The sequence below is a fragment of the Alcaligenes endophyticus genome (genome assembly GCF_026344035.1).
GTDB lineage: Bacteria > Pseudomonadota > Gammaproteobacteria > Burkholderiales > Burkholderiaceae_B > Alcaligenes > Alcaligenes endophyticus.
This window is the reverse complement of sequence record NZ_JAPKND010000002.1, coordinates 266,322-285,280: the sequence shown is the minus strand read 5'-3', so window position 1 is coordinate 285,280 and position 18,959 is coordinate 266,322. Positions and strand designations below refer to the sequence as shown.

The 18,959-nt window shown below is 50.7% G+C and carries 19 protein-coding genes; 6 read left to right on the top strand and 13 right to left on the bottom strand.

Translation table 11 applies throughout. The features are described 5' to 3' along the window. The first annotated feature begins 146 nt into the window (after positions 1-146). On the top strand, positions 147-1,124 hold the full coding sequence (tssG, locus tag OSH01_RS05695) for a type VI secretion system baseplate subunit TssG (protein ID WP_266123108.1): 978 nt from the start codon (positions 147-149) through the stop codon (positions 1,122-1,124). 96 nt (positions 1,125-1,220) lie between these two features. Here tssG and OSH01_RS05690 read toward each other — a convergent pair whose 3' ends face one another. The 8 genes from OSH01_RS05690 to OSH01_RS05655 all read right to left on the bottom strand — a co-directional run bounded on the left by OSH01_RS05690 (position 1,221) and on the right by OSH01_RS05655 (position 7,796). Further along, the gene (locus tag OSH01_RS05690) at positions 1,221-1,916 is read right to left on the bottom strand and encodes a fumarylacetoacetate hydrolase family protein (RefSeq protein WP_266123107.1); all 696 of its coding nucleotides are present in this window, start codon (positions 1,914-1,916) and stop codon (positions 1,221-1,223) included. After that, positions 1,913-2,440: an inorganic diphosphatase gene (gene ppa, locus OSH01_RS05685; protein WP_266123106.1), complete on the bottom strand. Its 528-nt coding sequence runs from the start codon at positions 2,438-2,440 to the stop codon at positions 1,913-1,915. Before ppa ends, OSH01_RS05690 begins: the two co-directional genes overlap by 4 nt. Before the next feature lie 30 nt (positions 2,441-2,470). Then, a complete protein-coding gene (locus tag OSH01_RS05680) occupies positions 2,471-3,967 on the bottom strand; it encodes a heme biosynthesis HemY N-terminal domain-containing protein (RefSeq protein WP_266123105.1) in 1,497 nt (498 codons plus the stop codon). Between the two features lie 9 nt (positions 3,968-3,976). Next, positions 3,977-5,362, bottom strand: a complete 1,386-nt coding sequence (locus OSH01_RS05675) for a uroporphyrinogen-III C-methyltransferase (RefSeq protein ID WP_266123104.1) — start codon at positions 5,360-5,362, stop codon at positions 3,977-3,979. Between the two features lie 23 nt (positions 5,363-5,385). Beyond that, positions 5,386-6,189, bottom strand: coding sequence for a uroporphyrinogen-III synthase (locus OSH01_RS05670; RefSeq protein ID WP_266123103.1), 804 nt, complete (start codon positions 6,187-6,189; stop codon positions 5,386-5,388). Continuing rightward, complete coding sequence (gene hemC, locus OSH01_RS05665; RefSeq protein WP_266123102.1) at positions 6,186-7,139, bottom strand: hydroxymethylbilane synthase; 954 nt, start codon at positions 7,137-7,139, stop codon at positions 6,186-6,188. Before hemC ends, OSH01_RS05670 begins: the two co-directional genes overlap by 4 nt. A gap of 3 nt (positions 7,140-7,142) precedes the next feature. Beyond that, complete coding sequence (locus OSH01_RS05660) at positions 7,143-7,268, bottom strand: hypothetical protein (protein ID WP_266123101.1); 126 nt, start codon at positions 7,266-7,268, stop codon at positions 7,143-7,145. Positions 7,269-7,484: 216 nt separating this feature from the next. Beyond that, on the bottom strand, positions 7,485-7,796 hold the full coding sequence (locus tag OSH01_RS05655; RefSeq protein WP_266123100.1) for an ArsR/SmtB family transcription factor: 312 nt from the start codon (positions 7,794-7,796) through the stop codon (positions 7,485-7,487). A gap of 109 nt (positions 7,797-7,905) precedes the next feature. On the opposite strand from OSH01_RS05655, the gene OSH01_RS05650 reads away from it, so the two are divergent. Further along, positions 7,906-8,994 carry an NADH:flavin oxidoreductase/NADH oxidase gene (locus tag OSH01_RS05650; RefSeq protein ID WP_266123099.1) on the top strand — a complete coding sequence of 363 codons (1,089 nt, stop codon included), beginning with the start codon at positions 7,906-7,908 and terminating at the stop codon, positions 8,992-8,994. A gap of 106 nt (positions 8,995-9,100) precedes the next feature. On the opposite strand, the gene sucD is transcribed toward OSH01_RS05650, so the two are convergent. From sucD to OSH01_RS05635, 3 genes are all read right to left on the bottom strand, one after another. After that, a complete protein-coding gene (sucD, locus tag OSH01_RS05645; RefSeq protein ID WP_266123098.1) occupies positions 9,101-9,982 on the bottom strand; it encodes a succinate--CoA ligase subunit alpha in 882 nt (293 codons plus the stop codon). Between the two features lie 21 nt (positions 9,983-10,003). Then, positions 10,004-11,164 (bottom strand): ADP-forming succinate--CoA ligase subunit beta, encoded by a 1,161-nt coding sequence (sucC, locus tag OSH01_RS05640; protein WP_266123097.1) that lies wholly within the window; start codon positions 11,162-11,164, stop codon positions 10,004-10,006. A gap of 70 nt (positions 11,165-11,234) precedes the next feature. After that, on the bottom strand, positions 11,235-11,813 hold the full coding sequence (locus OSH01_RS05635) for a DUF2889 domain-containing protein (protein ID WP_266123096.1): 579 nt from the start codon (positions 11,811-11,813) through the stop codon (positions 11,235-11,237). 414 nt (positions 11,814-12,227) lie between these two features. On the opposite strand from OSH01_RS05635, the gene OSH01_RS05630 reads away from it, so the two are divergent. Beyond that, on the top strand, positions 12,228-13,154 hold the full coding sequence (locus tag OSH01_RS05630; protein WP_266123095.1) for a LysR family transcriptional regulator: 927 nt from the start codon (positions 12,228-12,230) through the stop codon (positions 13,152-13,154). A gap of 72 nt (positions 13,155-13,226) precedes the next feature. Here the strand turns inward: OSH01_RS05630 and recX are convergent, their stop codons facing one another. Both recX and recA read right to left on the bottom strand, forming a co-directional pair. Beyond that, positions 13,227-13,856, bottom strand: coding sequence for a recombination regulator RecX (gene recX, locus OSH01_RS05625; protein WP_266123094.1), 630 nt, complete (start codon positions 13,854-13,856; stop codon positions 13,227-13,229). 5 nt (positions 13,857-13,861) lie between these two features. Further along, positions 13,862-14,956, bottom strand: a complete 1,095-nt coding sequence (recA, locus tag OSH01_RS05620) for a recombinase RecA (protein ID WP_266123093.1) — start codon at positions 14,954-14,956, stop codon at positions 13,862-13,864. Between the two features lie 206 nt (positions 14,957-15,162). Between recA and OSH01_RS05615 the strand changes: the two genes are divergently transcribed. The 3 genes from OSH01_RS05615 to OSH01_RS05605 are packed head-to-tail and all read left to right on the top strand — an operon-like array spanning position 15,163 to position 18,951. Beyond that, positions 15,163-15,849, top strand: coding sequence for a response regulator (locus OSH01_RS05615; protein ID WP_266123092.1), 687 nt, complete (start codon positions 15,163-15,165; stop codon positions 15,847-15,849). Next, positions 15,836-17,278, top strand: a complete 1,443-nt coding sequence (locus OSH01_RS05610; protein WP_266123091.1) for a sensor histidine kinase — start codon at positions 15,836-15,838, stop codon at positions 17,276-17,278. Before OSH01_RS05615 ends, OSH01_RS05610 begins: the two co-directional genes overlap by 14 nt. Next, a complete protein-coding gene (locus OSH01_RS05605; RefSeq protein WP_376918129.1) occupies positions 17,275-18,951 on the top strand; it encodes an MFS transporter in 1,677 nt (558 codons plus the stop codon). Before OSH01_RS05610 ends, OSH01_RS05605 begins: the two co-directional genes overlap by 4 nt. Positions 18,952-18,959 lie beyond the last annotated feature (8 nt).

Sequence of the window (18,959 nt, the reverse complement as noted above, 5' to 3'; positions counted from 1 at the left end):
CCAGCACTGGGGTTGCTTAGCCAACATCTTGATACAGCTAGGTTTCATCTTAGGTACGAGAAAATGGTTGGATAAAAGCTCCCCCTGCTGCTCATCCATTATTTAGTCAAATTAGTTTCATAATCGACTCGTACACTAATTAGCCTATGAGTTCGCAACAAGCACTAGATCGTTTATGGCAACAGCTAGCCGAACAGCCTTACGAATATGACCTATACGGTCTGGTGCGTAGGCTAGAAGCGCTTTACCAGCCTGTCCGCCCTTGGGGGCGCAATGCCTTACCCGAGCACGAGGCCATCAGGTTTGGGCAACTACCCTCCTTACAATTTGCCCCCTCTACGGTGCGTCATGCCCAGCAACAGTCTCCCTACCCCACCATAGAGATAAGTAGTTTCGGGCTCTTTGGCCCCAACGGGCCTTTGCCCTTGCATCTAACAGAGTATGCCCACGAACGCTTACATCATCACAAAGATCAAGCCCTACATGCTTTTTGTAATATTTTCCATCACCGTTTAATTAGCTTGTTTTATCGGGCATGGGCAGACCATCAAGCAGCTATCAGCCTAGAACAAAAAATCGACTCTTTTAGTATGCAGCTAAGCAGCTTGGCGCATACCAATGTCATTCCCCCAGAAATACCCAGCCACGCAGTTCATTATTACAGCGGCCTCTTAGCCGATAATCGTCGTCATGCGGAAGGCCTAACACAACTATTGCAAGAGTATTTTCAGGTGCCGGTGGGTCTACAAGAACACATCCCGCATTGGATACCGCTAGCCGAAACACAGCAATGGCGATTAGGGCAGCCCACCGCCTTGAACAAGCATATATTGGGTAAAAAAGTTCGCGATGCGCAGTACAAATTCCGTTTGATTCTAGGGCCACTTAGCTACCAGCAGTTTCTCGATTTTTTACCTAGCGCGCCTTATTTTTCTCAGTTGCAAGCGTGGGTGCGTCTGTATAGCGGCATAGAGCAAGCTTGGGAAGTGCAATTAGTACTCGATAAAAGCCAGGTGCCACCCATGCGGGTAAGTCAACAGCATGTCTTAGGCCGGAACACCTGGCTGGGTAAACGCCCTGCTAGTAAAGGACATGCCAACGAGCTCTTGCTACCCGGCGGTTAAGCGCGGCATTGTACCCGCCAATACCCTAGAAATAAAAAACCCGCCTCAGCATGGACGCTCACTGAGGCGGGTTATTTTGAAGTGGCAAAGTAAACCTTAAACCACTTTCACCTGCAAAGGCGCTAAGCCAGCAAAGCCGGCTTGCATCAGATCACCAGGCACAACCGGACCAACCCCGGCAGGTGTACCCGTAAACACGATATCACCCGCTTTCAGCTCAAACAGGCTAGACAAGTACGCTAAGGACTCTGGAATAGACCAAATCAATTGATTTAGGTCCCCCGTCTGGCGACGCTCACCGTTTACATCAAGGTAAATTTCACCTTTAGTTAGCTCGCCCACTTCGCTGCGTGGATACACGGGGCCTATAGGAGCAGATTGATCAAACGCTTTACCAACTTCCCATGGGCGACCTGCTTTCTTCGCTTCGCCTTGCAAGTCGCGTCGTGTCATATCTAAGCCCAGCGCATAACCCCAAACACACTTAGCTGCCTGCTCAGGGCTTAAGTCACGCCCACCGGCAGACAGCACCACCACCAGCTCTACCTCGTAGTGCAGATTCTGTGTACGAGGTGGATAGGCCATGGTTCCAACCTGATTTTCAGCCACATTGACTAAGGCGTCAGCGGGCTTACAAAAAAAGAAAGGATCTTCTCGGCCAGTAAAACCCATTTCCTGCGCGTGCTCCGCATAGTTACGTCCAACGCAATAGACGCGACGTACAGGAAAACGCTGATCACTGCCGTGGATGGCTAGTGTGCTCGCCTCGATGGGCGCAAACAGGGAGCTCATTGCGCTTCCTGAAAACGCTTAACGCCCGCCTCAACCTCTTGGCGTGCTTCTTCTAGGCCCGACCAGCCCGTAACTTTTGCCCACTTACCTTTTTCTAGGTCTTTGTAACGCTCAAAAAAGTGCTGTATACGGGCCAGCTCTTCGGGCGCTACGTCATCAGGGCTTTTGATATGACGGTATAAGGGGTACAGTTTATCGGTAGGCACTGCTAACAGCTTTGCATCACCACCACCTTCGTCTTCCATGTGCAAAATACCGATAGGACGGCATTTCACTACAGCGCCCGTTTGGATTGGGAAGGGAGCCATCACCAGCACATCGACTGGGTCTCCATCGTCAGAGACCGTTTGCGGAATGTACCCATAGTTACATGGGTAGTGCATGGCAGTCAGCATAAAGCGATCAACAAAAATGACACCGTCTTCGACTTCGTATTTCACGGGGTCCGAGTTTTGTGGAATCTCAATCACAACATTGAACTCGTCAGGTAATTTATCACCTGCTGTTACTTTGCTTAAGCTCATCGTAGGAACCTTCAAAAATAGACTAAGGGGTTAATCGTTAGCGCGTTGAGGACGGTCAGAGGTTTGGCTGAGGTCCACCCCCGGAATGGGAGCCGTATCAAAATACTCGTGTGCCTGATCAGGCTCAGGGCTGCTTATTTCGTCTGCAGATGGCGCCACAAGGGGAGCCTTAACCGGCACGGGGTGATTATCAGGAATACCACTGGCCACCGCACTGGCTGCATCGGGCTGGGTAACGCTGTACTGACTCACCGAGCCGTCTTCAGCTAAAGCATCGTAGACCTCGGGGTCCAAATGCGTTTGCGCTGCAGGTAATGCCCCTTTAGCAAACAATACCGGTAAAGTGCCTGCCACGGTCGAGGCCTTACGCCAATAGGCGATAGCTTCAGGCTGTCGGCCTAACGCATCGTACAAATTACCTAATAAAGCATAGCTACGTAAATCTTGCCGCAGCTTTAAACTACGCAGCAAATAATGCTCAGCTTGCCCCCACAGACTACTTGTGAGGCACAACTGCCCCAAAGCCGTCAATAAAATAGGATTATTGGGCTCGGTACGTAACCACTCTTCCGCTTTGGCCAAACGGCGACTAACATGTTCTGGGGAACACTGAGCGTAAGCGCCCAATAAGTCTGCATCAAAACTATGCTTAATCGCGGGCTCTAGCACCCGTGCTGCTTCCTCGTACTGTCCAGCGGCATCTAAAACTTGCGCGGCCTGCATCGCCACGGCGGGCAACAGCTTTTCATCGCTTTTCAAGTCTGACCACAGGGCCTTGAAATGCTCAATACCCCCGATGCGGATTCGCTCTGCGGCTGCCCAGGAAATGGCCTCTTGGGCTTCTTGTGCGTCAATCGCACTACGGCGCACCAACACCCGTGTTAACTCGTACACGCGATCATATTGCCCTAGTTGACGATAAGCGCGTTGCAATAAACGGGTGGCATGAAAATGACGCGAGCTCGCATCTTGTACTGGCTGCAATAAATCGACCGCTTTCTGCGGCTGGTTTTGATCTAAATACATTTCAGCCGCCGCCACCGCCGTCGCATCACTCAATAGGACATCTTCGGAGCTGGCCGTTCGGGCTAACTTTAACGCGTCATCACGACGTTGAAATTCACCTTGAAAATGGGCCGCACGAGCCACCGCTAAGGCAGCGACTACCTTACTGCGAATATTCTTTGTTTTGCCTACTAAGCGTGATAACTGACGCTCAGCCTCGTCATAGCGCCCCTCTAGGATATGAATCCAACCGTTCTCTAGCATTTCACGATCACGGTTCTGGGCTCGACGACTACGCCATAATCCGAAGCGGCCTGGCGCGTCAGTTAACCAACCTAGCAAACGCAGCAAAAAGTGTAGTCCGATGAATATCGCCAACACACTTAATACAAAAAACACTAAAGAAGAGCGCACAATATGGTGCGGTGTGACTAAATACACGTTTCCCGCATGTTCGCGCAACACCAGAGCCAACGCGACGGCGGCCACAAATAAAATAAGAGTCCAGAACCAGGTACGCATAGCTTTTCCTTATCCGGCAATCAGACGCAACAAAGCGCTCTGTGAACCAGCCTCGGGCTCTGTGGCTGGATTATCTTGCTCATCGTTAGCAGTAGGCTGGTCTGCCTGTGTATTGGGCGGGGTGTTGCCCTCTAGTCCGTCAAAAATATCAGGGGATGACTCAGCCGCCTGTTGTCGCAGCGACTCAATCGCCGCCAAAGTGTTATCGACCGTAGGCAAACGCGTTCCAATGCGCGTTTCCTGTAGCTGGCGTATCAAGCGCATCGCTTGCTGTACTTGAGGAGAGCTTTGATCGTAACGACGACTAACACGCTCATCTAAGGCGTCTAGCTCTTTTTGCCACAAGCCTGCTTGATTCATCATCATGGCAAGTTGTGCAGTCATCACGCGCAGACTCATATTCTCGCGAAAATTAGCGGCCTGCTCGGGCGACATCATTAACGCGGCGGTATCATCGACGCGACGTATCGATACAAATTGCCCTAAGTCGTGGCTCAGCGAACGCCAGGCTTGGACACCCCAACGCTTAGTCGTATTTAGGCTTCGCTCCCACCAATTGGCTTCCGCGCCTACTTGCTCAGGAACCGCCATCGTAGAGCCTTCAGTAATTGGCTCACCTTGGGCCCCTACAGCGACATCATCGGGCACTAATAAAGGCGCTTGAGCCAATAAACTGCCTAAGGTATCCAACTGGCGCGACAAACCATCCACATCAACCGCGGTCACAGCCCGTAAGCGCTCTAGGTCGCCGTTAATCGTCTGCTGTAACGAGGACAAGCGCGCCCGGTTTGCACGGGCTAGCTGAGCTTGGGCCGATTCGAGGGCGATAATAGCGTTGCCTACATTTCCGCCTAACATCAACTGCTGCTGCGCGATCGTTGCCAAGTGATCAATATCGTTGATCAGTATTAGGTCCGAGCCTTTATCTGTCAGCGCTTGAAAGGCTTGACTTAAATCTTGATATTGCTCTTTTGATTGCTCGTAAGAACTACTTAGCAAGGCTAGCTTTGCTCCTTGCTCACGTGCAATAACCGCCGCTTGCTCAGCCTGCTGTTGCGCTTGCCGTATCGCATTAGCATTACCCGAGAGTTGAGACTGCACCTCGGACTTCAACGTAGTAATGGTTTCGTTCTGATACCACAACCCTGCACCTGCTAAGGCAATCACCAGCACTAAAAGGCCATAGGCTGGAACTGCGCTACGAGTGCGCATAGGGGGCACATTCTGGCTACCACCTAAACTAGTAGGATTGCCGGACAGCGGCGGTGGCGTTGCTGCTTTTTTAGCAGTCGCCGCCTCGAACGGTTTTTCAGCCGCAGGGCCTGACCGAGCTTGGTCACCGGAGGTAACGGAGTCTGGCTTCTTATCTGTAGTGTTATCTGCTTTTTCTGTCATGACAAGATTGTATCCGTGTGTGGCTATTCAGGCGATAAAGACGCTAGGATAGCCTCGATAATGGAGTCATCGGTAGGCCTACACCTTTTTACCACTATGGCATGGTTCAAGCCCGCCTCCCACAGCACTTCTCGCAGCACCGATTCTATACGTGGATGTATAACAATAAAACAACTCTTTGCCCATTGCTCAAACAAACCCAGTTGTTTCACATTATAAGCAATCGCCCGCACACTTTCGGAACTGCTTAATAAACATATGTATCGGCTTTCCGCAGGCACCCCTCGTAAAGCCAAACGTTGCTCGTTCGACCACACAGCAGGCCCGCGAGTATAAACAGCAATTCTGTCTACTTCTAGCCCGGCTTGCTCAAACTGCTGCCCCAACCACTCTCTGCCTGTGTCCCCTCGTACAAGTAAGACTCGTCGCCAGCGTGAAAGATAGGGGTTTAAACAGGCCCATAACGCCTCGGAATCTTGCAAGCTATCCCTTGCCGCTGGGTACACCAATTGTTGCGCCTGCACCCCAGGCAAGCTCATTAACGCTTGAGCGGTAGCTTGCCCGACACAGGCAAGATAAGTGCTCGAGGCCAATATATCCCCGGCGCGGCGCATAGCCTCAAAATAATAGCGCGCCGCATTACCGCTTACAAATACCAACGCATCATAGTCTTGAGGGGGCCGGTAAGCATCTACTTGCCCCCAACGCCCCCGTAGCTGCAAGCCAGGCACCACCACGCTAGCAATCCTTAACTGCGCCAATCGATCCGCCAACGATTCATTGCGGCCGGCAGGACGAGTTAATAATACCGTGGCAGGGATACTCATGCAGAAGTATCGGCTTGCTCAGACAAAATACGGGTAAGAATAGCTTGTGCGCCTTGATCTTTGAGATCTTGAGCCAAAGCCAAGCCTAGCTCTTCAGCTTGAGCGGCTGGCCCTGTACGTTGGGCACGATACACGCGGCTACCGTCGGGTTCGGCAACCAAGCCTTGTATATGCAACTGACCGTCTTGCAACGTAGCGTAGGCAGCAAGTGGCACTTGGCAAGATCCACCCAAGGCACGTGATACCGCACGCTCGGCCAATGTGCAGGCAGTGCTGCTAGCGCAGGCTAATGGTGTCAGCCATTGAGCCACATCAGTGCGACTGGCGAGTATCTCTATGCCCAATGCGCCCTGCCCTGCGGAGGGTAAACTATCTTCTACAGACAGATGAGAACGTATGCGAGACTGCAAGCCCAAGCGGCGCAAGCCTGCAGACGCCAGAATAATGGCGTCATATTCGCCTCGGTCTAGTTTGCCCAAGCGCGTGTCCAAGTTACCACGCAGTGGTTTAACCTGAAGATGAGGATATCGTTCGCGCACCTGAGATTCACGCCGCAAACTTGAAGTACCCACTATCGCCCCAGCGGGGAGATCGGCCAAACTTTGGTAGTGAGGCGATACAAAAGCATCGCGCGGATCATCACGCTCGGTAATGACAGGCATGGCAAACGGTGCTTGTAGCTGCACCGGTACATCTTTAAGGGAATGCACGGCTATATGAGCACGACCGTCCAGCAATGCTGTTTCCAGCTCTTTAACAAACAAGCCTTTGCCACCCACCTTAGACAAAGTGCGATCAAGAATAATGTCGCCCCGAGTGGTCATTTCTAATAACTTAACCTGACAATCAGGATAAAGCTCAAGCAGGCGCGCACGTATGTGTTCTGCTTGCCATAGGGCTAATCGGCTAGCGCGGGTAGCAATAATAAGTTCTGAAGGTGTGGCTGACATGCATTATCCGGCGAAGTAGCGCGCAATCAAAGAGGCTACTATGCCTAGGATAGCCAAAATGCCTAAGCCCTGTAATAAAGACAGGCCTTTTTCCTGATTCTTGGCCTCGGAGGATTTGAAAATCGCCATGGCTAATATTCCTTTATGTAAATACTACATCAGCGCACCACGCAAGCAGCACACTATAAAACAGCTTTATCTCTGGTAATTCATCTATTTTAACAGGCTCCACTCTCGCTGCCCATGTACGCCATACAAACTTGCGGTACATCAAGCCTACCAGAGCAAGGGCAATACGATTCAAAGAATCGCTCACCTTCAATAACACATTTATTCAGGCTTACACTAAGCAGCCACCGAGATATGACCCAATATCGCCTGCAACAAACCGGGGAAACGACCCTCCATATCCGCCACTCGGAGCGAATTCATGTGTGTAGTACCCACGCGATACGTGCATACTAAGCCAGAGTCACGTAAAACCCTAAAATGATGGGAGACACTAGACTTCGGTCGCCCCCCGTCCAAATCTCCACAACTAGCTTCTGGCACATGAGCCAAACGATGCACAATTTCTAGCCGTACAGGGTCACTAAGCGCATACAGCACACGCTCTAATACGAAATCAGCAGGGTCGGGATGTTTGAATGGTCTCATAACTTAATTCTACCTTGCTACTTGTCGCCCTTCTATAGTTCGATTATTATCGAAATATAGAACTAATCAATCATTCGTCCATCCTACCAGCACAACACAGGAAGTACCCATGTCCGCTCTCTTTCAACCCTTTACACTCAAAGCCATCACATTACGCAATCGCATCGCTGTGCCCCCTATGTGCCAATACTCTGCACTGGACGGCAAAATTAATGAGTGGCATTACAACAACTATGCCGGTATGGCGCGTGGCGGTGCTGGTCTGGTTATCGTCGAAGCAACAGCGGTAGCCCCTGAAGGCCGCATCACCCCTTATTGCGCCGGTATCTGGAGTGATGAGCTTGCCCAAGCATTCATCCCAACCGTAGAAGCCATTAAGCAGCAAGGAGCCGTGCCAGGCCTACAAATCGCTCACGCAGGCCGTAAAGCCAATGCTCATAAACCCTGGGAAGGCGACGACCATATCGCGGATGATGATCCCTTAGCTTGGCAAACCATTGCCCCTTCTGCCTTGGCCTTTGGCGGCAAACTAAGTAAAGTCCCCAAAGAAATGAGCCAAGCCGATATTCTACGAGTACAACAGGATTTCGTCGCGGCGGCACGGCGGGCACTCGAAGTAGGCTTTGAATGGTTAGAGTTGCATTTTGCGCATGGTTACCTAGCACAAAGTTTTTTCTCCATACACTCCAATCAACGCCAAGACAGTTACGGCGGTAGTTACGAAAATCGTAGCCGCTTTCTACGTGAAACCTTTGCTGCCGTCCGTCAGGTTTGGCCCGAGCACTTGCCATTAACCATACGCTTTGGCGTGCTAGAGTTCGACGGTAACGATGAACAAACCTTATCAGAATCTATCGACTTAACTCGGCGTCTAAAAGAAGATGGGCTAGATATGCTCAGCGTCAGCATCGGCTTCAGTACACCCAAGGCAACCATCCCGTGGGCACCCGCTTTTTTAGGCCCTATTGCCCAGCGCGTGCGCCAAGAAGCGGGGATCCCTGTATCTTCAGCTTGGGGGTTCGGCGTGCCCGACATTGCGGAAAATGCAGTTAGCGCTGAGCAGCTAGATGTCGTAATGGTAGGTAAAGCGCACTTAGCCAATCCACACTGGGCTTACTTCGCAGCCAAAACGCTGGGAGTAGACCGCGCTTCGTGGACGCTACCTGCCCCTTATGCTCATTGGCTGGAGCGCTATTAACCGTAGCCAAGCAGTTGTAGACTAGGCGTAAAAAAACCGAAGCTTAGCAACAAGCCAAGCTTCGGTTATCCACTACAAGCGTGGTTTTTTAGCGCTTATGGTGCTATTACAGTACCGACTTTAGCAACTTGCCCATTTCGGATGGGTTGCGAGTAGTACGAATACCACACTCTTCCATCACTGCTAGTTTTGCATCAGCCGTATCGGCGCCGCCAGAGATCAAGGCACCTGCGTGACCCATACGCTTTCCGGGAGGCGCTGTCACACCAGCGATAAAGCCCACTACAGGCTTAGTCATATTATCTTTCGCCCACAACGCAGCGTTCACTTCGTCTGGACCACCGATTTCACCAATCATAATGACCGCGTCAGTGTCTGGATCGTCGTTAAACATTTTCAATACGTCGATATGCTTCAGACCGTTAATGGGGTCGCCACCAATACCAACGGCACTGGATTGTCCCAAACCTAGCTCAGTAAGCTGAGCAACGGCTTCGTAGGTCAGAGTACCGGAGCGGCTGACCACACCAATACGACCTTTACGGTGAATGTGGCCTGGCATAATACCAATCTTGATTTCTTCTGGAGTAATCAAGCCTGGGCAGTTAGGCCCCAACAGCAAGGTTTTACGATTTTCCGCACGCATGCGATTACGCAGCTCCAGCATATCGCGCACTGGAATACCTTCGGTAATGCAGATAGCCAAATCCAGGTCGGCTTCTACCGCTTCCCAGATAGCTGCTGCCGCACCTGCTGGTGGTACGTAAATAACAGAAACCGTCGCACCTGTGGCCGCTTTAGCATCAGCAACAGAGGCGTAAATAGGAATGCCTTCGAAATCTTCGCCGGCACGTTTAGGGTTAACACCTGCTACGAAAGCAGCTTCGCCATTACCGTACTCGCGGCACATACGGGTATGAAACTGGCCAGTTTTACCAGTAATACCCTGAGTGATCACTTTCGTATCTTTATTGATCAAAATTGACATTTGTTCTTCCTCAACCTTTACTTATTTGGCAGCGGCGACAACAGCGGTTGCTGCTTCAGCCATAGTGTCCGCGCTAATGATGGGCAGACCGGAGTCAGCCAGCATCTGTTTGCCCAACTCTTCGTTGGTACCTTTCATGCGCACCACCAAAGGTACGTTCAGGTTGACGGCTTTACACGCAGCAATAACGCCTTCTGCAATCACGTCACAACGCATAATGCCACCAAAAATATTGACCAAAATGGCTTTTACGCCTTCGTTAGCCAACATGATTTTGAAAGCTTCTGTCACTTTCTCTGCGGTGGCACCACCCCCTACGTCCAGGAAGTTAGCAGGCTCACCACCAAACAGCTTAATCGTATCCATCGTGGCCATCGCCAACCCAGCGCCGTTTACCAAGCAGCCGATATTACCGTCAAGCTGAATGTAAGCAAGATCAAACTTACTGGCTTCTACCTCAGCGGGATCTTCTTCGTCTAAGTCACGCAAAGCCAAAATCTCTGGGTGACGGAACAACGAGTTGCTATCAAAGTTGAACTTTGCGTCCAAAGCAATAATGTCGCCGGAGCCAGTCAAGATCAATGGGTTGATTTCAGCCAACTCTGCATCGGTTTCCACATACACTTGATACAATTTTTGCAACTGATCAGCGGCTTTAGCCACGGAGGCTTCAGGTACACCAATACCACGGGCCAGGTTTTCTGCTTGCGCTGTCGTCAAGCCTGCTGCGGGGTCTACGAATTCTTTCAGAATGGCGTCTGGGTTTTCCTCAGCCACTTCTTCAATTTCCATTCCGCCTTCTTTGGAAGCCATTACACAAACGCGCTGTGTGCTGCGATCGGTAACAATACCCAAATAATATTCTTTCTGAATGTCCGCACCTTCTTCAACGAGCAAGCGACGCACTTTCTGACCTTCTGGGCTAGTCTGATGCGTGATCAGTTGCATACCCAAAATTTCGTCAGCTATTTCGCGCACTTCTTCAATTGAACGTGCCAACTTCACACCACCGCCTTTACCGCGACCACCTGCGTGAATTTGTGCCTTAACTACCCACACCTTGCCGCCTAATTCCTGAGCTGCCGCGACAGCCTCGTCGACGGAGAAGGCAGGAATTCCGCGTGGCACAGCAACGCCGTACTGCTTTAGCAGCGCCTTGCCCTGATATTCGTGAATTTTCATTTGTTACCTGTCAGTCTAAAGAAAAAAATGTGCAGTCCCAGACCTAGGCCTGATACTGCAGAACTAAAAATCAACTTACTCCTTTGGTGTCGGCTTTCCGATACCAAACGGGATAGTGTTCTTTTACCACCGGTCCGCTAAGGCGCAGAGCATGACAACCGTCAAGCTGGAATGGCTGTTTATCAGTGTGGTTACTCTCTGCTTCTCGCTGTTTTCTACGTTTGCCTGCCATGGTCTGTATGGCTACAGTAGGTAATACATAGGACAATTCTGTCAAATGGCTACACCCGGCTGCACGGTGAAAACGCTCTTTTACCCTGTGCCTAAACTGCTTCAGTAAATTAAGGCCAACCAGCTTCTGGTAATCGGGGGCAATAGCGCTGCATTGGGAACCATATGGCGCGGCTTCATAAGCCGCGACCGCAGCAACAATATTGAATTCATCATCTATCGTGACTCGTAACGTTATGTCATGCACAGGCTCGCCAGCATAACGGGTCATGCCATCATGCAAGGGAAAGTCATAGGCTTTCACGTCTTGCAGCTCCGCATCCAAATCCCACAAGCCATCGCTGCGGCTATAGGCCTGCACACGGATATTACGGGTATGTATCGCTTCACGGGATACGTCTGGAAGTGGCAAAGGCATTGAATTTTTTACGTTAATACGAATTCACAAGGTACCAAGTATAGCGCAGCTCGTATTATCAGTATCACTGTTTAGCTAATAGAGCGCAGATAAGACACAGTACGTTATTACCTACACATGGGCTAACACGCCCCCAAAACACGTAGCATACTCTTTTCTTGTCGGATAGAAAAACCCCCGCTACATCGGATGATAAAACAGGGCTTTTCGCTAACGTTAACCTAAACCTCACGTCGGCTCTGACTGTTTATCCATGAGCGAGCCACTCAAATAATAAGGAGTCATCAACATATAGCCAAAAGCCATATAGATAGGGTCCACAAAACAGCCTATTTCACGGTTCAGTTAGTACAATAGAGTGAAAAAAAATCAAACCACCCACTCCAAACATGAGACCTACTCATACTATCCGCCATGCTTGAAATCCGCCATCTGGAAACCCTCACTGCCATCCGCGACACGGGGAGCCTACAAGAGGCCGCCGAACGTCTGCACGTTACGCAATCGGCCTTATCTCATCAATTACGCGACCTAGAAGAGCGTCTGCAAGTACAACTGTTAAATCGCCGCACTCGCCCCGCCCGCCTCACTACAGCGGCTTTTCGCATCTTAGCCCTAGCCGACGAAGTATTGCCGCGTATACGTACCACCGAGCGCGAACTCAAACGTTTAGCGGCTGGACATACGGGCCGCTTGCACGTAGCCATTGATTGTCACTCGTGTTTTCAATGGTTAATGCCTGCTTTAGACGCATTCCGAGAAAAATGGCCCGACGTGACCTTGGACTTGTCCGCGGCCTTTTCCTTTGCGCCTCTGCCCGCCCTCATCCGAGGCGACCTTGATGTCGTCATCACCTCTGACCCCCAACCTCTAGACGGGATAGAGTACGTGCCGCTATTTCGTTATGAGCTTGTGTTAGCCATTGCCAGCACCAATCCTCTGGCACAGTATCGCTACATCGAACCTGTACAATTGCAAGACCAAACTCTTATTACCTATCCCGTAGACCGTAATCGCCTAGACATTTTTACCGAATTCCTAGACCCAGCCGCTACCGAGCCTGCTGCAGTACGTCAAGCTGAGCTCACTCCTATGATTATGCAGCTAGTGGCCAGCCAGCGAGGCGTAGCCGCCCTACCTAACTGGGCTGTCACCGAGTACATGAGCCACGGCTGGCTACGCACCGCACAACTAGGCGAACAAGGAATATGGCGCAATTTATATGCCACCGTACGCACAGAAGACCTGGATGCAGATTATTTACAGGCTTTCTTGCAGCAGGCGCGTAAAACCAGTTTTCAAACCTTAAAAAACATCGAGCAACTACCGTATACGCCTTAGTAAAGGAAGCGCTGATCTCTTGGCGGCGTGTCTGTTAACGCTCAATACACGCTTCGTTACCTGAGCAAAACCTTAATCGTCGTCCTGCTGACTACTAGCAATAATTTGTTGTAACACCCGCCCGGAGAAGCCTCGGCTCGCCATAAACCTGTATTGCCGAGCATGCTCTTTAGCATCTGCAGGGGCTTGATTGAACTTCTTTTCCCACACCTGCTTGGCGCGTTCAAATTCAGTGTCCTCGAGCTCGGCGCGTAAATCTAAGGCCTGCTCTTCAGACACACCATGCTGGCGCAGTTCTTGCAGGATGCGTTGTGTGCCTAACTTGGAGGCACGGCGATTCAGCAAACTACGAGCAAAGCGCTCGGTAGAAAGCCATTTTTCTTGTTCTAACCAATTTAATAAGGCATCGAGCTCGGTCTCGGACTGTGCATGTGGCGCTAATTTACGTGCAAGCTCTTGCCGAGAGTGCTCGCGACGAGACAAAAACTGTATTGCCCTAGCCTTCAAACTGGGCCCTGAGCGAGTTTTCCCAGGCCGGCCTGCTAGAGCATCGTTGTTATTATCGCCCCCGACAGAGGGGCCTGATGAACGAGAACGAATAAATTCGTGAGACGAGCCCTGGGTACTGGGCTGCTTTTTTCGAGCAGCTAAGCGTTCCAGTATTTCTTCTGGATCAGTTTCAAAGGGCTCGTCATCTATCATGGTCGTTAAGCGAGATCAGCCTCGTCTGTGGGAGCCTCTTTGGCAGAGGGAGTTGCGGGTGCCGCTGCGGCAACAGATGCCATTTGTGCCACACCGAACTTATCACGCACTAGATTTTCGATTTCACGGGCCATAGCAGGATTCTCGCGCAAAAACTCACGCGCATTATCTTTGCCTTGCCCTATGCGCGTACCTGAGTAGCTATACCAAGCGCCGGCCTTGTCGACAATGCCTGCTTGAACCCCCAAATCAATGATTTCACCCAAACGCGAAATTCCTGAGCCGTACATAATGTCGAATTCGGTCTGTTTAAAGGGCGGAGCCACTTTGTTTTTTACTACTTTAACGCGAGTTTCGTTACCGATGACTTCATCGCCCTTTTTGATAGAGCCAATACGACGAATATCCAAACGCACCGAGGAGTAAAATTTCAGTGCATTACCACCCGTGGTAGTTTCGGGGTTGCCAAACATTACACCGATTTTCATGCGGATTTGGTTAATGAAAATAACCATACAGTTGGCGCGTTTAATGGTGGCAGTAAGCTTACGCAAAGCTTGGCTCATGAGACGTGCTTGCAAGCCTGGCAAGCTATCACCCATATCACCTTCAATTTCAGCCTTGGGCGTTAAGGCGGCCACTGAGTCGATGACGATCAGATCGACCGAGCCCGAACGCACTAAAGCTTCGGTAATTTCTAGGGCCTGCTCGCCCGTATCAGGCTGAGAGATCAGCAAATCTTGTAGGTTTACCCCCAGTTTTTGGGCATACTGCACATCAAGAGCATGTTCAGCATCAATAAAGGCACATGTACCATTTATTTTTTGCATTTCGGCAATAACTTGCAAGGTAAGCGTCGTTTTACCCGAAGACTCCGGCCCGTAAATTTCAATAACACGCCCCCGTGGCAGCCCCCCTACCCCTAAAGCAATATCAAGCCCTAACGAGCCCGTAGACACAACCTGAATGTCGTGTTCGACGTTATCATCGCCGTAGCGCATGACTGAGCCCTTACCAAACTGCTTTTCGATTTGCGACAACGCGGCGGCCAAGGCTTTGGAGCGTTCCGAGGCTAAAGCTTTGCTGTTTTTATCGTTCATGAAGAATCCTTGACTGTGGGTTGCCCTATACACATACCGTACTTATGTAGGGGAGTAGTTTCGTATTATCGCATTAAATTGTACTGTATAAATAAACAGATATCTAGTATTGACTGTTATCAACCATCGTAATTCCCTAATGACCTTCCTAGCAGCCTGTGCGAAAATAGAAAACTTGTTTCTTAACAAAGGTTTATATCCTAAACATGCGTATTCTTATCGCCGAGGACGATAGTATTTTAGCCGATGGACTTTCTCGTTCCCTGCGCTACGAAGGCTACGCGGTGGACGTCGTCCACGATGGAGTAAGCGCGGACTCGGCTTTACAACTCCAAAACTTTGATCTGCTTATCCTAGATTTAGACCTGCCCCGCAAAAAAGGCTTAGATGTGCTGCGTGCCATACGCCACCGCCAAGATGGTATCCCTATTCTAATTTTAACGGCCAGTGACACCATAGAGCTACGCGTCCAAGGCCTAGACTTGGGCGCCGATGACTACATGAGCAAGCCTTTTGCTCTGTCCGAACTAGAAGCCCGTGTACGCGCCTTAACTCGGCGCAGTCAAGGGCAAAGCAACACCTTACTTAAACATAAAAAACTAAGCTTCGATCTGACAGGCAGAATAGCCTACATTGATAACGTACCGCTTGAACTGTCGGCCCGGGAAACTAATTTGCTGGAAATTTTTCTCTCGCGCAGTGGGCGCTTGATTAGCAAGAACCAATTTGTCGACTTGCTCTGCGAATGGGGGGAAGAGGTCACCATCAATGCCATCGAGGTCTATATCCACCGCTTACGTAAAAAACTCGAACCCAGTGGCGTGCGTATCATGACCGTGCGTGGCTTAGGCTACTGTCTGGAACCGGATAAGTCTGACCTTGAAAACGTCTAAACCCTTAGCCTGCGCCACAAAAAGCAAGCCCGCGCGCCGAACCTTATTAAGCAAAATTTTGCTATGGATCTTTGGCCCTCTGTTTTTGCTTTGGACTATTGGCATCGTCGTTACCTACTTCATTGCTCAGCATATCGCCAATTCACCGTACGACAGGCCTTTATTACAGCAACTTGAACTGATACGCACCGAGATTGCCCAGCAACGCGTAGACCAGCCCATTCATTTATCGGCCGCAGCGCGCACCGTCTTGCGCTTGGGCAGCGATGAGCCTATTTACTGGCAAATTTGTGATGACGACGGCCTCCCTATTGATGGTAACGCTGCCTTACCCGTTCCTAGTCACTGGGAGTACGAAGCCAATGTCGTACGCTTTCAAGATACACTTTATAACGGGCAAAGCATACGCATGGCGTATGTATGGGGCGGGCAAGACAATCAGGGCAAAACTTACCTGGCACAAGTCGCGGAAAATAATCAGCATCGCGCTATGCTGCACCATGAAATTCTTATTGGGATGCTCACCCCTCAGTTTATTTTAGTGCCGTTGGCAGCCCTGCTTGCCGGACTGGGCCTAACACATGGACTTGAACCACTGAATGCTTTGCAAGCCCGCCTGCGAGCACGCTCTAGCCAAGACCTCTCTCCCATTAACCATGAGCAAGCCCCTGCAGAAATAGTGCCCTTACTTGAGGCCATGAATGATTTGCTGCAACGTCAATCGGCACTGAACGCCGCCCAGCGGCGCTTTGTGGCGAATGCCGCGCACCAGTTAAAAACGCCTTTAGCTGGCATTCGTACTCAAGTAGAACTAGCACAGAAAAAACAAGCCCCCACCACCAGTGCACACACTCTTGAACAACTATTGCAGGGTTCCGAAAGAGCCACTCGTTTGGTCAACCAAATGCTCATGCTAGCGCGAGCCGAGGCGGGTGAATTGGCTCAATGGCATGAGTTAAACCTAATTGATTTAAATGTACTCGCTGCTCAACACTTAGAACATTGGTGGCCTCAGGCCCTTGATAAACACATGGATTTAGGGCTTGAGCCCTCGCCCAGCCCCGCCTGGGTGCGGGGCGATAGCTTTATGGTGGGTGAGATGCTCAACAACCTAATCGAAAATGCACTGCTCTACACGCCACCCGAAGGAAGTATTACCGTCACGGTTGGTACTGAGCAACACCACTGTTGGCTCGAAGTTCAAGACTCTGGCCCAGGCATCCCGCCAGAGCTGCGCAGCAAAGTTTTTGACCGCTTCTATCGTATTTTGGGCACCCACACCGACGGTAGCGGCTTAGGGCTATCTATCGTGCAAGAAATTGCCGAGCTTCATCAAGCCCAGGTGGTATTTATCGATAAGCCGGCCTCGCTTACCCAGGGAAACTGCTTACGCATTGTGTTCCCCTCTGCCCAGCCACTGCACACATGACTGCCCTCAACCGTTCAATCCCTACTGCCCCTGATCAGGTCCAGCACATGCGGCGTGAAGATCGCAAAGTGCTGTTCGCTTCATCATTAGGCACCATGTTTGAGTGGTACGACTTCTACCTTTACGGCTCCATGGCCGCCATTATTGCCGAGCATTTCTTCTCGGGGGTAAACCAAACCGCGGCATTTATCTTTGCCTTATTGGCGTTCGCCGCTGGCTTTGCAGTACGTCCACTCGGCGCTCTGGTTTTTGGCCGTATTGGCGATATGGTAGGGCGCAAATACACATTTTTAGTCACTATTTTGCTCATGGGGCTCTCCACATTTCTGGTAGGAGTACTCCCCTCGTATGCCTCTATTGGCGTAGCGGCCCCTGTGTTACTCATTGTTTTAAGATTGCTGCAAGGCCTAGCCATGGGAGGCGAGTACGGTGGTGCTGCCACCTATGTCGCCGAACACGCACCACAAAAAAAACGCGGATTTTATACTAGCTGGATACAAACCACGGCCTCGGTAGGCTTGCTCTTATCGCTATTAGTCATCATGGCTGTGCGCTCCTTGCTCGGCGAAGCAGACTTTTTAGCCTGGGGTTGGCGCATACCTTTTCTCCTCTCTGTCGTCTTACTGCTTATATCCATCTGGATACGCATGCACTTGAATGAGTCGCCCGCGTTTCAACGTATAAAAGAAAGCGGTACCTTGTCTCATGCCCCCATAACCGAGTCCTTTGGGCGCTGGAAAAACCTGAAGATAGTGCTGTTGGCCTTATTTGGGCTGACGGCAGGACAAGCAGTCGTGTGGTACACAGGGCAGTTCTACGCCCTCTTCTTTTTGACTCAAGCCTTAGGCGTCAATCCGAATCAAGCCAATATTATGCTGGCACTGGCTTTACTATTGGCGGCCCCTTTATTTGTCGTGTTTGGCTGGCTCTCGGACAAGGTTGGGCGCAAGCCCATTATCCTTACCGGATGTCTATTGGCCGCACTCAGTTACTACCCTGTTTTTCAAGGCTTAGCTTACTTTGCTAACCCAGCATTGGTAACCGCCCAAAAGACGTCACCCGTAGTGGTTTATGCCCACCCTCAAGACTGCTCCTTTCAATTTAATCCTGTCGGCACCCACGCTTTTACCAGCTCATGCGATCTCATCAAGGCCTATCTTGCCAGCCGCTCTATCCACTATCGTAATCAGGCCTCCCCTGCGGGCAGCTTGGCCTCGGTGACCATCGGCGATCAACACATTGTGTCCTTTGAAGGCAAAGACTTAAGTCGCTCGGCCTTGGCACGCCGCTCCGAACAACTACACCAAGACTTAACCGCCGCACTACACGCTCAACATTACCCAGACCGTGCCGACCCAAGCAGAATCAATTACGTAGGCATAGTAGCCTTGCTCACTTTTCTAATCAGTTTAGTCACGATGGTCTACGGCCCCATCGCTGCTATGCTGGTAGAAATGTTCCCTATCCGTATTCGCTATACCTCGATGAGCCTTCCCTACCATATTGGCAACGGTTGGTTTGGTGGTTTTTTACCTCCCCTTTCCTTTGCTATTATTGCAGCCAGCGGCAATATTTATGTGGGGCTTTGGTATCCTATCGGTGTCTGCCTGCTTACCGTCGTTATAGGCACGTTTTTTGTCCAAGAGACCCGCCACAACGACATCAATGCTTAAGTATTGCC

Bases quoted from the DNA above. Each gene is read 5' to 3' on its own strand.
- OSH01_RS05690 (WP_266123107.1), bottom strand. From the start codon at position 1,916: ATGAGCTCCCTGTTTGCGCCCATCGAGGCGAGCACACTAGCCATCCAC.
- sucD (WP_266123098.1), bottom strand. From the start codon at position 9,982: ATGTCAATTTTGATCAATAAAGATACGAAAGTGATCACTCAGGGTATT.
- OSH01_RS05650 (WP_266123099.1), top strand. From the start codon at position 7,906: ATGTCCGCTCTCTTTCAACCCTTTACACTCAAAGCCATCACATTACGC.
- OSH01_RS05680 (WP_266123105.1), bottom strand. From the start codon at position 3,967: ATGCGTACCTGGTTCTGGACTCTTATTTTATTTGTGGCCGCCGTCGCG.
- recA (WP_266123093.1), bottom strand. From the start codon at position 14,956: ATGAACGATAAAAACAGCAAAGCTTTAGCCTCGGAACGCTCCAAAGCC.
- OSH01_RS05635 (WP_266123096.1), bottom strand. From the start codon at position 11,813: ATGCCTTTGCCACTTCCAGACGTATCCCGTGAAGCGATACATACCCGT.
- OSH01_RS05675 (WP_266123104.1), bottom strand. From the start codon at position 5,362: ATGACAGAAAAAGCAGATAACACTACAGATAAGAAGCCAGACTCCGTT.
- hemC (WP_266123102.1), bottom strand. From the start codon at position 7,139: ATGTCAGCCACACCTTCAGAACTTATTATTGCTACCCGCGCTAGCCGA.
- OSH01_RS05615 (WP_266123092.1), top strand. From the start codon at position 15,163: ATGCGTATTCTTATCGCCGAGGACGATAGTATTTTAGCCGATGGACTT.
- ppa (WP_266123106.1), bottom strand. From the start codon at position 2,440: ATGAGCTTAAGCAAAGTAACAGCAGGTGATAAATTACCTGACGAGTTC.
- OSH01_RS05655 (WP_266123100.1), bottom strand. From the start codon at position 7,796: ATGAGACCATTCAAACATCCCGACCCTGCTGATTTCGTATTAGAGCGT.
- sucC (WP_266123097.1), bottom strand. From the start codon at position 11,164: ATGAAAATTCACGAATATCAGGGCAAGGCGCTGCTAAAGCAGTACGGC.
- OSH01_RS05630 (WP_266123095.1), top strand. From the start codon at position 12,228: ATGCTTGAAATCCGCCATCTGGAAACCCTCACTGCCATCCGCGACACG.
- recX (WP_266123094.1), bottom strand. From the start codon at position 13,856: ATGATAGATGACGAGCCCTTTGAAACTGATCCAGAAGAAATACTGGAA.
- OSH01_RS05605 (WP_376918129.1), top strand. From the start codon at position 17,275: ATGACTGCCCTCAACCGTTCAATCCCTACTGCCCCTGATCAGGTCCAG.
- OSH01_RS05670 (WP_266123103.1), bottom strand. From the start codon at position 6,189: ATGAGTATCCCTGCCACGGTATTATTAACTCGTCCTGCCGGCCGCAAT.
- tssG (WP_266123108.1), top strand. From the start codon at position 147: ATGAGTTCGCAACAAGCACTAGATCGTTTATGGCAACAGCTAGCCGAA.
- OSH01_RS05660 (WP_266123101.1), bottom strand. From the start codon at position 7,268: ATGGCGATTTTCAAATCCTCCGAGGCCAAGAATCAGGAAAAAGGCCTG.